16 protein-coding genes are annotated in these 15431 nt (G+C 73.6%); 10 read left to right on the top strand and 6 right to left on the bottom strand.

Going from position 1 to position 15431, the window contains the following annotated elements; translation table 11 throughout:
- The first annotated feature begins 24 nt into the window (after positions 1-24).
- On the top strand, positions 25-891 hold the full coding sequence (locus ACZ5CW_RS05020) for a universal stress protein (protein ID WP_468598460.1): 867 nt from the start codon (positions 25-27) through the stop codon (positions 889-891).
- Positions 892-898: 7 nt separating this feature from the next.
- On the opposite strand, the gene ACZ5CW_RS05015 is transcribed toward ACZ5CW_RS05020, so the two are convergent.
- From ACZ5CW_RS05015 to ACZ5CW_RS05005, 3 genes are all read right to left on the bottom strand, one after another.
- The gene (locus tag ACZ5CW_RS05015; protein ID WP_468598459.1) at positions 899-2134 is read right to left on the bottom strand and encodes a DUF4032 domain-containing protein; all 1236 of its coding nucleotides are present in this window, start codon (positions 2132-2134) and stop codon (positions 899-901) included.
- 31 nt (positions 2135-2165) lie between these two features.
- Positions 2166-2912: an MBL fold metallo-hydrolase gene (locus ACZ5CW_RS05010; RefSeq protein WP_468598457.1), complete on the bottom strand. Its 747-nt coding sequence runs from the start codon at positions 2910-2912 to the stop codon at positions 2166-2168.
- A 110-nt stretch (positions 2913-3022) separates the two neighbouring features.
- Positions 3023-3652, bottom strand: a complete 630-nt coding sequence (locus ACZ5CW_RS05005; protein WP_468598455.1) for an alpha-ketoglutarate-dependent dioxygenase AlkB — start codon at positions 3650-3652, stop codon at positions 3023-3025.
- A gap of 141 nt (positions 3653-3793) precedes the next feature.
- Between ACZ5CW_RS05005 and ACZ5CW_RS05000 the strand changes: the two genes are divergently transcribed.
- Positions 3794-4420, top strand: coding sequence for a TetR/AcrR family transcriptional regulator (locus ACZ5CW_RS05000; RefSeq protein WP_468598453.1), 627 nt, complete (start codon positions 3794-3796; stop codon positions 4418-4420).
- A gap of 49 nt (positions 4421-4469) precedes the next feature.
- Complete coding sequence (locus tag ACZ5CW_RS04995) at positions 4470-6143, top strand: FAD-binding dehydrogenase (RefSeq protein ID WP_468598451.1); 1674 nt, start codon at positions 4470-4472, stop codon at positions 6141-6143.
- 2 nt (positions 6144-6145) lie between these two features.
- Here ACZ5CW_RS04995 and ACZ5CW_RS04990 read toward each other — a convergent pair whose 3' ends face one another.
- The gene (locus ACZ5CW_RS04990; protein ID WP_468598450.1) at positions 6146-6496 is read right to left on the bottom strand and encodes a DUF488 domain-containing protein; all 351 of its coding nucleotides are present in this window, start codon (positions 6494-6496) and stop codon (positions 6146-6148) included.
- Between the two features lie 166 nt (positions 6497-6662).
- On the opposite strand from ACZ5CW_RS04990, the gene ACZ5CW_RS04985 reads away from it, so the two are divergent.
- From ACZ5CW_RS04985 to ACZ5CW_RS04965, 5 genes are all read left to right on the top strand, one after another.
- On the top strand, positions 6663-8090 hold the full coding sequence (locus ACZ5CW_RS04985) for a M1 family metallopeptidase (RefSeq protein WP_468598449.1): 1428 nt from the start codon (positions 6663-6665) through the stop codon (positions 8088-8090).
- Between the two features lie 42 nt (positions 8091-8132).
- The gene (locus ACZ5CW_RS04980; RefSeq protein ID WP_468598448.1) at positions 8133-8873 is read left to right on the top strand and encodes a L,D-transpeptidase family protein; all 741 of its coding nucleotides are present in this window, start codon (positions 8133-8135) and stop codon (positions 8871-8873) included.
- Positions 8874-8893: 20 nt separating this feature from the next.
- A complete protein-coding gene (locus ACZ5CW_RS04975; RefSeq protein WP_468598446.1) occupies positions 8894-9598 on the top strand; it encodes a response regulator in 705 nt (234 codons plus the stop codon).
- Positions 9595-11424 (top strand): sensor histidine kinase, encoded by a 1830-nt coding sequence (locus ACZ5CW_RS04970; RefSeq protein WP_468598445.1) that lies wholly within the window; start codon positions 9595-9597, stop codon positions 11422-11424. The genes ACZ5CW_RS04975 and ACZ5CW_RS04970 overlap by 4 nt, the downstream gene beginning before the upstream one ends.
- Before the next feature lie 80 nt (positions 11425-11504).
- The gene (locus ACZ5CW_RS04965) at positions 11505-11954 is read left to right on the top strand and encodes a DUF6098 family protein (RefSeq protein ID WP_468598443.1); all 450 of its coding nucleotides are present in this window, start codon (positions 11505-11507) and stop codon (positions 11952-11954) included.
- A gap of 20 nt (positions 11955-11974) precedes the next feature.
- Here ACZ5CW_RS04965 and ACZ5CW_RS04960 read toward each other — a convergent pair whose 3' ends face one another.
- Complete coding sequence (locus ACZ5CW_RS04960) at positions 11975-12226, bottom strand: WhiB family transcriptional regulator (protein WP_468598441.1); 252 nt, start codon at positions 12224-12226, stop codon at positions 11975-11977.
- Between the two features lie 219 nt (positions 12227-12445).
- Positions 12446-13333: a LysR family transcriptional regulator ArgP gene (locus ACZ5CW_RS04955; RefSeq protein ID WP_468598440.1), complete on the bottom strand. Its 888-nt coding sequence runs from the start codon at positions 13331-13333 to the stop codon at positions 12446-12448.
- Positions 13334-13399: 66 nt separating this feature from the next.
- Here ACZ5CW_RS04955 and ACZ5CW_RS04950 point away from each other — a divergent pair, with 66 nt between their 5' ends.
- Together ACZ5CW_RS04950 and ACZ5CW_RS04945 are read left to right on the top strand one after the other, a co-directional pair.
- Complete coding sequence (locus ACZ5CW_RS04950) at positions 13400-14014, top strand: LysE/ArgO family amino acid transporter (protein ID WP_468598438.1); 615 nt, start codon at positions 13400-13402, stop codon at positions 14012-14014.
- A gap of 84 nt (positions 14015-14098) precedes the next feature.
- Positions 14099-15397, top strand: a complete 1299-nt coding sequence (locus ACZ5CW_RS04945) for an MFS transporter (RefSeq protein WP_468598436.1) — start codon at positions 14099-14101, stop codon at positions 15395-15397.
- Positions 15398-15431 lie beyond the last annotated feature (34 nt).

The raw sequence follows: 15431 nt of genomic DNA, 5'->3' as shown, positions 1-15431 counted from the left end.
ACGCGACGACGAGGAGGCCCACGCATGGCACGCCCGATCACGGCAGGGGTGGACGGTACGGAGGAGAGTCTGGCCGCACTGGACTGGGCGGCCCGGGAGGCCGTCCGCCGGGGCCTGCCCCTGCGTGTGGTGCACGCGTGGAGCTACGCCGAGGCGCTGGCCACCGCCGACCGGGACACCCAGCACGGGTGGGTGTCGGAAGGGGTGGCGCAGGCCGTGCGCACCGTCTCGGAGCGGCATCCGGAGGTCGAGGTGAGCGTCGACGTCGTCGAGGGCGGGGCCGCGCAGGCGCTGGCCGGTGCGGCGGCGGAGGCCGAGATGCTGGTGCTGGGTTCCCGAGGGCACGGCCCGGTCGTCGGGTTCCTGCTGGGCTCGGTCGGCCAGCAGGTGGTCGCGGAGACGACCCGGCCCGTGGTCCTGGTGCGGGCCGGCGACCGGCCGACGGCGGAGGCCGCCGGCCGGGAGGTCGTGGTCGGCCAGCACGGCGGTCCCGAGGACAGCGCGGCGGCGCTGCGGTTCGCGTTCGAGACGGCGGCGGCCCGGGGCGCGACCGTGCGGGCGGTACGGGCCTGGACCCTGCCGCCCGTGTTCGCGTACAGCCCCGGCTCGCTCAAGCTCCTGGACGACGCGGGCGGTCTCGAGCCGTACGAGAAGCAGGCGCTGGCCGAGGCGCTCCAGCCGTGGCGGGAGCGGTTCCCCGACGTGCCCGTGGCCGAGCACGTCGAGATGGGCAGCGCGGGCCAGGTGCTGCTGTCGGTGTCCGGCGGGGCCCAGCTGATGGTCGTCGGCCGCCGGGCGCGCCGGACGGCGGTCGGCGCCCGGATCGGCTCGGTCGCCCACGGGGTGCTGCACCACGCCGGCTGCCCGGTGGCGGTGGTCCCGCACGAGTGACCCGGCGCTAGTCGGGGGTGGTCGGCTCCAGCGTGGCTCGGGCCCTCGGCAGCACATTCGCGATGTAGTCCGCGACGGCGGTGTCCAGCCCTATGTCGTGCTGGGCGCGCTCGGACAGGTACCAGCGGTGTTCCAGCAGCTCGTGGTAGATCTCGGCGGCGTCCATGGAGCCGCGCAGCTCGAGCGGCACCGCCCGCACGGTCGGCCGGAACACGTCCCGCACCCAGCGGTGGGCGAGCACCTCGGGGCGGGCGGCGAGGGGGTCGCCCGGGGCGTAGTCGTCCTGGGTGGCCATCCAGCTCTCCAGGTCGTTCAGCAGGCGCCGCGCCTGGTTCTCCTCGGTGTCCAGGCCGGTCAGCCGCAGCAGTTGCCGCTGGTGGTGGCCGGCGTCGACGACCTTCGGCACGAAGGTCACGGTGTCACCGTTGGAGGAGTGCTCGATCTGCATCTCGGCCACGTCGAAGCCCATCTCGTTCAGGCGGCGGATGCGGCGCTCGATGTAGTGGTACTTGCCCGCCGGGTACACCGAGGTGCGGGTCAGCTCCTGCCACAGCCCGGAGTAGCGGGTGCAGATCTCATGGCCGAACTCGATCGGGTCGACGGACGGGTGCAGCGCGCCCGAGGCCTCCAGGTCCAGCAGCTCGCCGCTGATGTTCACACGGGCCAGATCCAGGTCGTACTCCCGCTGCCCGGGGCTCAGCCGCGGGTGCAGGTCGCCGGTCTCGGCGTCGACCAGGTAGGCCGCGTAGGCGCCGGCGTCCCGCCGGAAGAGGGTGTTGGACAGCGAGCAGTCGCCCCAGGCGAACCCGGCCAGGTGCAGCCGCACCAGCAGCACGGCGAGGGCGTCCATCAGGCGGTGCATGGTCGCCGGGCGCATGGTCGTCTCGAACATCGACCGGTACGGCATCGAGCCGCGCAGGTGCCGGGTGATCAGCACCGGCTCCAGCGGGGTGCCCGAGCCGTCGGCGCGGCCCGTGACCACGGCGAGCGGGTCGACGGCGGGGATGCCGAGCCGGTCCAGGTCGCGCAGCAGCTCGTACTCGCGCAGCGCGGGCCGTTCGGCCAGCTCCTTGACGGCGATCACCTCGTCGCCGGCGCGCGCGTAGCGGACGACGTGCCGGGAGATGCCGCGGGGGAGCGGCACGAGGTACTCCTCGGGCCACTCCTCCAGGGGCACGTCCCAGGGCAGGGCGAGCAGGAGTGCGGGATGTTCCGGGTTCGTGGCGTTGATCTGCAAGGCCATGGCCAGAACCTTACGGCCCCGCGCGGGTGTTCTAGGAGGCGCGTTCCCGGGCCAGCTCGGCCGCCGCGCGCACCGGCCCCCGGTGGACCGGCCCGTGTCCGGGCAGCAGGGTGTCGCCGTCGAGCGCGGCGATCAGCTCCAGGGAGGCCAGCGCCCGCCCGCGCTCGTGGTGGAAGAAGTCCAGCAGCAGTTGCGGGCCCTTGGCCCGCGAGGTCGCGTGCCCGCTGACCAGGGCGTCCCCGGAGATCACGATCCCTGCCGCGGGCAGGTGGAAGACGCAGTGGCCGTCCGTGTGGCCGGGCGTGTGCACGGGGACCGGCCGGCCCGGCAGGTCGAGCGGGCCCTCGGCCGGGAACGGCGCGGGCGAGGTCACGGGATGGTTCTCGGTGCCGCCCACCTGGATCACGTGTACCGCCCAGGGCAGCACGCCCGGCCGCCAGGCGTTGCGGACCACGTCGGCGATGGTGGCCTGCTGCAGGAACTCCCGGCGGGCGTGCGGGACTTCCGCGGGGTGCAGATAGACGGGGGTGCCGTGCGTGGCGCGCAGGTACTCGGCGGAGCCCAGGTGGTCGTTGTGCGCGTGCGTGATCAGCACGGCGGCGACCGCCTCGGGCGAACTGCCGACCGCCGCGAGCGATTCCAGCACCCCCTGCCGGTCCCCGGGGTACCCGGTGTCGACCAGTGTGACGGCGTCACCGTCCTTGAGGATGACCCAGTTGGTGTTGTGGCCGTGCACCAGATAGGTGTCGTCGGCGACTTGGCGTACGTCCGCGGTCATGATCTCTCCGGGCCCCTGAACGGCTGATCGTCGAGGACAGCCAACCAGATACGGCGGTCACCCGCGTAAGAGGGCGGCGCGGCGGGTCGGTGCGCGCGCGGACGGACGGGTCAGTGCACCCCGTGCGGCCGGAACTGGATGCTGACGCGGGGGCCCGCGGCGCGGGTGGTCTTGGGGACGCAGTGTTCCCAGGTGCGCTGGCAGGAGCCGCCCATCACGATCAGGTCGCCGTGGCCGAGCGGTCGCCGGACCGTCGTGCCGCCCCCGCCGGCCGGGCGCAGCAGCAGATCTCGGGGGGCGCCGACGGAGAGGATCGCGACCATGGTGTCCTCGCGGGCACCGCGTCCGATCCGGTCCCCGTGCCAGGCCACGCTGTCCCGGCCGTCGCGGTAGAAGCACAGCCCGGCGGTGGTGAACGGCTCGCCCAGCTCCTCGGCGTAGTGCCGGGACAGGGCCGCGCGGGCTTCGTCCAGCACCGGGTCGGGCAGCGGGTCGTGCGCCTTGTAGAAGGCGAGCAGGCGGGGGACGGCCACCACGTTGTCGTACATCTTCCGGCGCTCCGCCCGCCACGGGACCTCCGCCGCGAGCTTCTCGAACAGGGCGTCGGCGCCGGTCAGCCAGCCGGGCAGGACGTCGATCCAGGCGCCGGAGCCCAGCTCGGTGCGGCGCAGGGCGTCCAGCGGGCCGAGCCGCAGCTCGTCGGTCTGGTCGAACAGGGAGCCCTGGAGGTGCGTGGACATGAGTCCAGCGTACTCCCTAATCGAAAATACGTTCCCATGGGTGGCCCGGAAGAGGGCCTCTCGATGCACCGGCGTATCGGCTCTTTCGATACATTGGTGTATCGGATACATTGATGTATCGAAAGAGCGGGAGGACCCACGATGACGGCGGAGGACACCACCCGGCGGGTCACCAGGCGGCGGGCCCGGACCCGGGCCACCCTGCTCGACGCCGCGTTCGCGGTGTTCGCCGCGAAGGGCTTCGGCCGCGTCTCCATCGAGGAGGTCTGCGAGGCCGCCGGCTACAGCCGGGGCGCCTTCTACTCGAACTTCGCCACCCTGGACGAGCTGTTCTTCGCGCTCTACCAGGAGCGCGCCGACCTCATCGCCTCCCAGGTGGCCGACGCCCTCGCCCAGGACGGCCCCGACCTCGACGTGGCCGCCTCCGTGGACCGGGTCACCGAGGTGCTGCTGCTCGACGTGGACTGGCTGCTGGTGAAGACCGACTTCCTGGTGCACGCGGCCCGCGACCCGGACGTCGCCCGGGCCCTCCTCGACCACCGCGCCCGGCTGCGGGAGGCCGTCGCCGACCGGCTCACCCGGGCCCGGGGGCACACCGAACTGCCCGCCGTGCTCGGCGACGTGGACGGCGCCGCGCACGCCGTGGTCGCCGCGTACGACGGGGTCACCACCCAACTGCTGCTGGACAAGGACATCGAGGCCGCCCGGGCCTGGCTCAAGCAGCTGCTCACCGCGCTGCTGACGGACGGCAGCCGCACCCCCGCATGAGCACCGGCGCCGACCGGCTCCGAGCACCCTCAGGAAGGACACAGTCGCCATGGACGCGGACGTCATCGTCGTCGGAGCCGGTCTCGCCGGCCTGGTCGCCGCGCACGAACTCACCAGCCGGGGCCGCCGGGTGGCCCTCGTCGACCAGGAGAACGCCGCCAACCTCGGCGGCCAGGCGTTCTGGTCCTTCGGCGGGCTCTTCCTCGTCGACTCCCCGGAGCAGCGCCGGCTCGGCATCAAGGACTCCTTCGACCTCGCCTGGAACGACTGGCGCGGCAGCGCACAGTTCGACCGGCTCGAGGACGAGGACTCCTGGGCGGTGCGCTGGGCCCGCGCCTACGTCGCGTTCGCGGCCGGGGAGAAGCGGTCCTGGCTCCAGGGGCACGGCATCGAGCTGCTGCCGACGGTCGGCTGGGCCGAGCGCGGCGATCTGAGGGCGGACGGGCACGGCAACTCCGTACCGCGCTTCCACATCGCCTGGGGCACCGGCACCGGAGTCGTCGAACCCTTCGTCCGGTACGCCCGGCAGGCCGCCCGGGACGGACTGCTGACCTTCCACCACCGCCACCGGGTGGACGAGCTGGTCATCGAGGACGGCACGGCACGCGGGGTGCGCGGCACCGTCCTCGCTCCCGACGACTCGGCACGCGGTGTCGCCTCCACGCGCGACCCGATCGGCGCCTTCGAACTCACCGCCCAGGCCGTGATCGTCACGACCGGCGGCATCGGTGCCGACCACGACATCGTCCGCCGCCACTGGCCCGCACGGCTCGGTACGCCCCCCGCGGAGATGGTCACCGGCGTCCCCGCCTACGTCGACGGCCGCATGCTCGACATCAGCGCCGGGGCGGGCGTACGGCTGGTCAACCGCGACCGCATGTGGCACTACACCGAGGGCCTGCAGAACTGGAACTCCGTCTGGCCCGGCCACGGCATCCGCATCCTGCCCGGCCCGTCCTCCGTCTGGCTCGACGCGCTCGGCCGCCGCCTGCCCGACCCCTGCCTGCCCGGCTACGACACGCTGAACACGCTCAAGTACCTGCGCACCACGGAGGACATCGCCGACCACGACCACTCCTGGTTCATCCTCACCCGGAAGATCATCGAGAAGGAGTTCGCGCTCTCCGGCTCCGAGCAGAACCCCGACATCACCGCCAAGGACCGCAAGGCCGTGCTGCGCGACCGGCTGCTCGGCAAGGGCGCCCCCGCGCCCGTGCAGGCCTTCCTCGACAACGGCGCCGACTTCGTCACCGCGAACACCCTGGAGCAGCTGGTCCGGAAGATGAACGACCTGACCGGCAAGCCGCTGCTCGACGAGGCCGTGGTACGCCGTCAGATCGAGGCCCGCGACCTGCAGATCACCAACCCGTACAGCAAGGACTCCCAGGTCCAGGGCATCCGCAACGCCCGCCGTTACATCGGCGACCGCCTCGGCCGGGTGGCCACCCCGCACCGCATCCTGGATCCGGCCGCGGGCCCGCTGATCGGCGTGCGGCTGCGGGTGCTGACCCGCAAGACGCTCGGCGGCATCCAGACCGACCTCGACTCCCGCGCCCTCGGCGCGGACGGCTCGCCGATCGACGGGCTGTACGCGGCCGGCGAGGTGGCCGGCTTCGGCGGTGGCGGGGTCCACGGCTACAACGCCCTCGAGGGCACCTTCCTCGGCGGCTGCCTGTTCTCCGGACGCGCCGCGGGCCGGCACGCGGCCCGCGGGACCAGCTGACCTCAGCCCTTCAGCAGCTCCGCCAGCACTTGAGCGTGGCTCTCCTGCGGCCTCTTGGACGCCGTCAGCAGGGTCACGCTCCTCTTGCGGGCCGCGCTCCTGAGACCGTCGAGCAGCTCGACGGTCTCAGGAGCGTCCAGTTCCGCCTCGTAGCGGCGGCGGAACTCCTCGTAGGAGCCCTCGCCGCCGTGGTACCACTGGCGCAGCTCGGTCGAGGGCGTGAGCCCCTTGGGCCACTCGTCCACGTGCGCCTCGTCCTTGGCGAGGCCGCGCGGCCAGAGCCGGTCCACCAGGACGCGCAGGCCGTCGTCGGGCTCGGGCGGTTCGTAGATCCGGCGCACGCGCACGCTCACGGTCGGGCCCCTCTCGGGTCGCGGACGGATCTACGAGCCTACTGCGGCCGTCCCGGCCCACCGTGCGGCGACGCGGCGTGACTTGACCTGAACAAGGGGGAAGCCGGGCCCTCGCCGCCCCTAGTCTGTCGGCCAGCCGATCACCCGCCACCCCTGAGGAGCGCCTGTGACGCCACCCCGCAGACAGCCCGCACCACGCCGTACCTCCGTCCTCCGCCGCGAGGCGGTCCTCGCCACCGTGCCCGTCGCGCTGGCGGCGCTCCTCGCCGCCGCGGGACCCGCGGCGGCGGGCACCACCGGCGCGTCCGGCGCCGGCGACCCCTACTTCCCGCTCAGCGGCAACGGCGGATACCACGTCGGCCACTACGACCTGACCCTCCGTTACGACACCGCCGGCCGCCACCTCGACGGCAAGGCCGTCCTCACCGCACGCGCCACCCGGAAACTCACCCGCTTCGACCTCGACCTCTCGGGCCTGAAGGTCACCGCGGTCACCGTCGACCGCGGCGCGGCGGCCTTCCGGCGCGCCGGCCAGGAACTCGTCGTCACCCCGCGCCACGCCCTGCGCGCAGGCCAGGAGTTCCGAGTCACCGTCGCCTACCACGGCACCCCGAAGCCGGTCACCGACCCCGACGGCTCGCCGGACGGCTGGATCCCCACCGACGACGGCGCCTTCGTCGCGGGCGAGCCGCAGGGCGCGATGACCTGGTTCCCGGCGAACAGCCACCCCAAGGACAAGTCGTCGTACGACTTCACCCTCACCGTGCCCGAGGGGCACACCGCCGTCGCCAACGGCGTGCTGCTCGGACAGCGCACCGCGCACGGGCGCACCACCTTCCGCTGGCGCGAGACCCGGCCCATGGCCGCCTATCTGGCCACCGCCACCATCGGTGAGTTCGACGTGGAGCGGTACACCACCCGCGACGGCATCCAGGTCTACAACGCCGTCGACGCGCGGGAGGCGCGCGCCGCCGCGCCGGTGCTGAAGAAGCTGCCCTCCGTCCTGGCCTGGGAGAGCAAACTGTTCGGGCCGTACCCGTTCCGGGCCGCCGGCGCGATCGTCGACCACGCCCCCAGCGTCGGCTACGCCCTGGAGACCCAGACCCGGCCGGTCTACGACTCCGCGCCGGACCTGAGCACCCTCGTGCACGAGAGCGCCCACCAGTGGTTCGGCGACTCCGTCTCGCTCACCGCCTGGAAGGACATCTGGCTCAACGAGGGCTTCGCCACCTACGCCGAGTGGCTCTACGCCGAGCAGCACGGCGGCGACAGCGCCCAGAAGAGCTTCGACGCCCTCTACGCCCGCCCCGCGAGCGACGCGTTGTGGGCCTACCCGCCCGGCGACCCGGGCAGCGGCCGGAACCTGTTCGGCGCGCCCGTCTACGCGCGCGGCGCCATGACCCTGCACGAGCTGCGCACCGCCGTCGGCGACAGGACCTTCTTCCGGGTCCTGCGCGCCTGGGCGGACGGCCACCGCGGCGGGCACGGGACGACGGCACAGTTCGTGAGGCTGGCCGAGCAGACGTCGGGCAAACGCCTGGCCGGCCTGTTCCACACCTGGCTGTACACGGCGGGAAAGCCGAACCGCGCCTGAACCCTGACCGGTTCCAAACAACTGTCGGCCAGGGTTCGACCCATGATCCGTCGCAGAACCGCTGTCGCACTCCTCGCCTCCCCGCTGCTGCTCACCGGCTGCGGCGGCGGAGCCGAGGCGACCGAGCGACAGAGGCCCGCCCGCCGGCCGGCGCCCACCGCCGTCCGCACCCCCGAGATCGTGGCGGAGCAGGCACCGCAGGGCATACCCGGTCTCGGGCCGAAGCGGTCGGCGGCGATACCGGAGCGCTGCGAGCAGGCCGTCGTCGTCACCGGACGGGGCGGGAACTCCCCGCTCTGCACGGTGGTCCTGCACGAGCGCACCGCCACCGGCTGGCAGGCGGGCCCCGCCTGGCCCGCCCACAACGCGCTGCGCGGCTGGAGCGCCCACCACCTCTCCGGCGACCTGCGCTCCCCGCTCGGCGTCTACACCCTCTCCGACGCCGGAGGACTGCTCCCGGACCCCGGCAGCAGGCTCCCGTACCACCACTCCCGCGGTTTCCGCTCACCGGGCACCGGCTTCGAGGGCGAACCGCTCGAGGGGTCCTTCGACTACGTCATCGCCATCGACTACAACCGCAGGCCCGGCACCTCGCCCCTCGACTGGACCCGTCCGCTCGGCCTCGGCCGGGGCGGCGGAGTCTGGCTGCACGTCGACCACGGCGGGCCCACGCACGGCTGCGTCAGCGTCGCCAAGGCCCACATGAAGCACCTGCTGCGCACCCTCGAGCCGGACCGGCACCCGGTCGTCGTCATGGGGTTCGCCGACTGGCTCGCCGTCTGAGCGGCCTAGGATCCGAACTCGTGTGCGCACATGTACTGGTCGCCGAGGACGACGAGAAGCAGGCCGAACTGATCCGCCGCTCCCTGCTGGCCGAGGGGCACACCGCCACGGTGGTGCACGACGGCGCGGCGGCGCTCGACGCGGCCCGCCGGCTGCGGCCCGACCTCGTCGTCCTGGACCTGATGCTCCCGGTCGTCGACGGCTTCGGCGTGTGCCGGGTGCTGCGCCGCGGCGAGGACCCCGACATCCCCGTGGTGATGCTCACCGCCCGCTCCGCCGAGGACGACGTGCTGCTCGGCCTCGAACTGGGCGCCGACGACTACATGACCAAGCCGTACAGCCCGCGCGAGCTGATGGCCCGTATCCGCACCGTCCTGCGGCGCAGCGGGCGGGGCGCCGGCGCGCGGGACGACGACCTCGTCGTACAGGCGGCCGGGATCAGCGTCGACTCGGTACGGCACGAGGTGCGCCGCGACGGCGTGCCGGTGGAGTGCACGCCGGCCGAGTTCCAGATCCTGCTGGCCATGGCCGGGGAGCCGGACCGGGTGTTCACCCGGCGGCAGCTGCTCCACTGCACACGCGGCATCGACCGGGCCTCCACCGAGCGGGCCGTCGACGTGCACATCATGAACCTGCGCCGCAAGATCGAGGACGACCCGCGCCGTCCGGCACGGCTGCTGACCGTGTTCGGCGTCGGCTACAAGCTGAGCGGGGCGCGGCCGTGAAGCGCCGGATACCGCTGCGCAAACGGCTTCTCGTCCGCCTGCTGTTCGCCTCCGCCCTGATCGCCGTGTGCTCGGTGGCGGCCACCTCCTGGCTCGCCGTGACCACCACCACCAGCGCGCTGAAGGAGGAGCAGGGCCAGGACCTGGCCGCCGACAACAGCATCCTCGCCCAGCTCAGCGGCTACGCCGCCACCCATGCCGCATGGGCGGACGTCCAGCGGACCGTCCGTGACCTGGCCGCCCGGACCGGGCGGCGCATCGCCCTCACCACCGTCGACCGAGGCCTGATCGCCGACTCCGCGCCGCCCGGCACCCCGCTGCCACCCCGGCCCGCCGCCGCCGTCGACCCCCTGCGCACCGACACCTACACCGAGAGCGGGGCCCAGCTCAGCGGTATCGACCCTCGCGCGGCGGGCCCGTACCGGGTCCCGGCCCAGGAGCGCGCCAAGCTGGACGCACTGGCCGCCAAGCGCAAGCAGTGCTACCAGCGGTTCGGCATCGAGACCACGGTCGTGCGCACCCCGAGCGGACGCCCCGTGCTCAGCGGGTCGGAGGGGGCGGCTCCCTCCTACGGCGCGGAGGAGTGCGCGGACGGGCAGCTCTACACCCCCACTCCGACGGAACAGAAGGCACTGAACCGCCTTTCCGAGCTGGCCCGCCCCTGCCTGGAGCGCGAGGGCCTGAACCGCGGCCGACCGATGCTCGTCCCCTTCGACCCCAGCGGCAAGGATCCCTTCGGCAGCGGCCACCTGGTCCTGAAGTACGCCAAGCTGGGCAAGGACGCGATCGCACGGACGGAACGGTGCGTCCTCGGCGCCCGCCGCACCCAGCTCGAACCGTACGTCGCCCCGGCCGCCGAGCTGTTCCTCGGCATCGGCGACCAGAACCCCTCCCGCTTCGACATGTCCCCGGCCAACAAGGCCAAGGTGGTCGGCACGGCCGGCCTGGTCCTCGCCGTCACCGTCCTCGTGACCGCCGTCTTCGCCATCCGGCTGGTCCGGCCCCTGCGCGCGCTGACCGAGGCCGCGGGCGCCCCGCCCGAGCTGCATGTCCGGGTGCCGGTGACCACCCGGGACGAGACCGGCATCCTCGCCGAGGCCTTCAACGACCTGACCGAGCGCCGCGAGCGCCTGGAGGCCCAGCGCAAGGCGATGGTCAGCGACATCGCGCACGAGCTGCGCAGCCCGCTGACCAACATCCGCGGCTGGCTCGAGGTCGTCCGGGACGGCGTCGTCGACCCCGACCCGGCGCTGCTGGACTCCCTGCACGAGGAGGCGCTCGTCCTCCAGCGCATCATCGACGACCTGCAGGATCTGGCCGCCGTCGACGCGGGCACCCTGCGCCTGCACCGCGAGCCGCTGCGCGCCGGTGACCTGCTGGACCAGGTGGCCGCGGCCCACCGCGTCGCCGCCGACGCCGCCGGGGTCGCCCTCGGCATCGGAACCGACCCCGCCGCCTGGCTGGACGCGGATCCGGTACGGATGCGGCAGGTCCTCGGGAACCTGGTCTCCAACGCGCTGCGGCACACCCCGGCCGACGGCACCGTCACGCTCACCGCCCGCCGGGACGGGGACGACGTGGTCCTCACCGTCACCGACACCGGTGCGGGCATCGCGCCCGAGGACCTGCCGCACGTGTTCGACCGGTTCTGGCGCGCGGAGAAGTCCCGCAGCCGCCGCACCGGGGGCAGCGGCCTCGGTCTGCCGATCGTCCGCCACCTGGTCGCGGCCCACGGCGGTACGGCGGAGGCGGCGAGCGAGCCCGGCGCGGGCGCCGTCTTCACCCTGCGGCTGCCGGCCGGCCGACAGCCGCGCGACGCGTCCTGAGGCGGTACGGCACCGGGGCCGGTTCCGGGTGTGCGCCGGGGGTACTCCGGTGGCGCGGCACCGTCGAGGGAGGCCATGCCATGAGCACAGCGGAGGACCTGCCGGTCGTGTCCACCCTCGCCGAGCTGGCCGGCCTGGTGGCACGGCACCCGGATCTGTACGTGCGCTGGTCCGCGGGACCCGGCACCGACCTCGACGACGTGTCCAGCACCGACGAACTCACCGGCGTGCCCATGCCGGGCCTGTCGGCCAACCCGCTCGGCGTCGAGGACTGGTGGGAGGACCGGTCCTTGGAACTGTGGGTGGCGCGCCGTCTGCACGACTACGCGCATCTGCCGCACGACAAGGGCCCCGGCGTGCGCCCCTGGGTCCTCGAGGGCCGGGAGACGGGCCGGGGCCCCGACAACGAGCCACTGGTGGCCGACGTGGAGCCGTTGTGCTGGATCGCCGACGGCGTGATCGACGCGGCGAGGACGGAGGTGGCCCGGCAGGAGCGGGCGTGGGGGACCCTGCGCCGAGGTGGCCGCTGAGCCCCCTTCCCGCCGCCGGATCAGCCCGAGCGCGGCCGGGAGCGCGCGCGGCGCCGCAGCGCGCGGCGTTCCGGCTCGGTCGTGCCGCCCCAGATGCCGATGCTCTGGCCCGTGTCCAGTGCCCAGTCGAGGCACTGCTCCCGGACGGGGCAGCGCCCGCACACCGCCTTCGCCTGCTGGGCCTGCACCTGCGAGGGTCCGGTGGTGCCGATGGGGAAGAACAGATCGGGGTCCTCGTGGCGGCACGCGGCGTGGTCGCGCCAGTTGTCCATGGAAGTCTCCCGGAGTCGGATCGAAGTCGTCCGTGTCCTGTCGATTGCGTGCTCCGGCATCGGGTGACCGGTCGGGACGGTGTGAAACGACGCAACCGCAGGGGATCGGGCGACGGCCGTGTTCCGGTCACGCGTGCGCGCAGGCTCCGCGGGAGCCGTACGTGGTGGGCGGTCGGTGGTCGGTGGTCGGTTCGGTGGTGGGTGGTCGGTGGTGGGCGGTCAGCGGCGCAGCGCCTGCGCCGCCGTCGCCGTCACCGCGTCGGCCAGTGCCGCGAGCGCGGGGGAGTCGAGCTTCCACTGCTGCCAGTGCAGCGTGACGTCCACCCACTCGCCGGGGGCGAGCAGGGTCAGCCGTCCCGCGTCGAGCAGCGGACGGGCCTGGGCCTCCGGGACCATGCCCCAGCCGAGCCCCGCGGCGACCGCGTCCACGAAACCCTCCGAGGTGGGCACGTAGTGCCGCAGCGGGCCGGCGGGTCCGCGGCCCAGCCGGCGGACGAAGCCGTCCTGGAAGTCGTCCTTGCGGTCGAAGAGCACGACGGGCGCCCGGGAGAGCACCTCCGCCACGGGCCGCCCGTCCAGATGGATCCGGGTGAACTCCGGTGCGGCGACCGGCAGATAGCGCATCCGGCCGAGCGGCCGGACCGTGCAGCCGGGCACCGGGTCCGCCGAGGAGGTCACGGCCGCCATCACCAGTCCCTCGCGCAACAGGGCCGCCGTGTGGTCCTCGTCCTCCCGGTGCAACTCGAAGCAGAGCCCCGCCACCCGGGTCAGGGCCGGCAGGAACCAGGTCGCCAGCGAGTCGGCGTTCACCGCGACCGACACGCGCGTCGGCTCACCGGCGCCGCTCAGCCCCAGCTCGCCCCACGCGTCCCGCTCGAGCCGGGCGAGTTGCCGGGCGAACCGCACCAGCACCGCGCCGGACTCCGTGGGCCGCACCGGCTTGGTGCGCTGCAGCAGCACGCGGCCGGTGCGCTGCTCGAGGGCCTTGACCCGCTGACTGACCGCCGACGGCGTCACGTGCAGGGCCGCGGCCGCCGCGTCGAAGGTGCCTTCGTCGACCACGGCGAGCAGGGTGCGCACCTGTTCCAGGGGAAGCTCCGTCATCACGAAAGCTAATGCTACGTAAATATCTTTAGCTGTACTTGACTCGGTCCGCTGTCTAGCGTCGAACGCATGAACCACGCCCTGACCGCCGCGGTCGCCGGATTCGGCACCGGCCTCTCCCTGATCGTCGCCATCGGCGCCCAGAACGCCTTCGTCCTGCGGCAGGGGGTGCGCAGGGACTCCGTGCTCGCCGTGGTCGGCATCTGCGCCCTGTCCGACGCGCTGCTCATCACGCTCGGCGTGGGCGGGGTGGGGGCGGTCGTGGTGGCCTGGCCGGGCGCGCTCCGGGCGGTCGGGATCGTCGGCGGCGCCTTCCTCCTCTGCTACGGCGCCCTCGCCGCCCGCCGTGTCCTCAGGCCGGGCACCGGGCTGCGCGCGGAGGGGGAGGCCGCCGGTTCCCGCAGACGGGCGGTGCTCACCTGCCTGGCGATGACCTGGCTCAACCCGCACGTCTATCTGGACACCGTGTTCCTGCTCGGCTCCCTCGCCGCCGACCGGGGGCCGCTGCGCTGGACCTTCGGGCTCGGCGCCGCGCTCGCCAGTCTGTGCTGGTTCGCAGCGCTCGGCTTCGGCGCCCGGCTGCTCGGCCGGTTCCTGGCCCGGCCCGCCGCCTGGCGGTTCCTGGACGGCCTGGTCGCCCTCACCATGCTGGCGCTCGGAGGCATGCTCGTCGCCGGATCCTGAGGCGGACCCGTCCGGTGCGCACAGGCGGTCCTGGAATGGTTAGGCTCTCGAAGAGAAAAGATGTAACGAGCAACCAGGACACCCGTGGACACGAGCGAGAGCAGCACCGACACCGGCACCGGCGCGCCGGCGGCCGAGGCCCCGCCCCGGCGCGGCTGGCGCCACTGGGCGATGGACACCCGCCCCCTGCGCATCCCGGCCTACCGGCGCCTGTGGTCGTCGACCATCGTCACCGCCGTCGGCAGCCAGCTCACCGCCGTCGCCGTACCCAAACAGATCTTCGACATCACGCACTCGTCGGCCTGGGTCGGCTACGCGAGCCTGGCGGGACTCGTGCCCATGGTGGCGTTCGCGCTGTGGGGCGGGGCGGTCGCCGACACCGTGGACCGCCGCAAGCTGCTGCTGGTCACCAACAGCGGTATCGCGGCGACCTCGCTGCTGTTCTGGGCGCAGGCGGTCACCGGCCTCGGCTCCGTCGTCGTCCTGATGGTCCTGCTCGCTCTGCAGCAGGCGTTCTTCGGCCTCAACTCCCCGGCCCGCAACGCCTCCATCGCCCGTCTGGTCCCCGCCGGCCAGCTGGCCGCCGCCAACGCGCTCGGCTCCACGGTGACGCAGATGGGCCTGGTGGCGGGCCCGCTCCTGGCCGGGGCGCTCATCCCGGTCATCGGGCTGCCCGAGCTGTACCTCGTCGACGCCGTGGCGCTGTGCGCGACCGTGTGGGCCGTCTTCCGGCTGCCCGCGCTGCCGCCGCTCGGCGGGGCGGCGACCCGCCGGGCCGGGATACGCGAGATCGCGGCCGGCTTCCGCTACATCTCCCGGCACAAGGTCCTGCTGCTGTCCTTCCTCGCCGACATCGTCGCCATGGTGCTCGGCATGCCCCGCGCCCTGTTCCCGCAGCTCGCCGCTCAGACGTACGACTCCTACGGCGAAGGCCTCGCGCTCGGCGTGCTGTTCGCCGGCATCCCGGTCGGCGCGGTGCTCGGCGGCCTGTTCTCCGGCGTGTTCTCGCGGGCCCGCCGGCACGGATGGATGGTTGTCTGGGCGGTCGTCGGCTGGGGCGTGGCCATCGCCGGGTTCGGGCTGAGCGGCAGCCTCTGGATCGCGATGGCCTTCCTCGCCGCGGCCGGTGTCGCGGACATGGTCTCGATGGTGTTCCGGGGCGCGATCCTGCTGTCGGCCGCGACCGACGAGATGCGCGGACGGATGCAGGGCGTGTTCACCGTCGTCGTCGCGGGCGGCCCGCGCCTGGCCGACGTGCTGCACGGCACCGCCGGCTCGGCCTTCGGCCCCCGGGCCGCCGTGGCGGGCGGCGGCGCCCTGGTCGTCGTGGTGATGCTGACCCTGGCCTTCGCAGTCCCGGCGCTGCGCCGCTACCGGATCTGACGGCCGGGGCCGCGCGCCGTCGGCATGCACCGGA

The sequence above is a fragment of the Streptomyces sp. NPDC031379 genome, assembly GCF_055569615.1.
The sequence above is the reverse complement of the archived record's forward strand: the minus strand, read 5'-3'. Positions and strand labels throughout refer to the sequence as shown.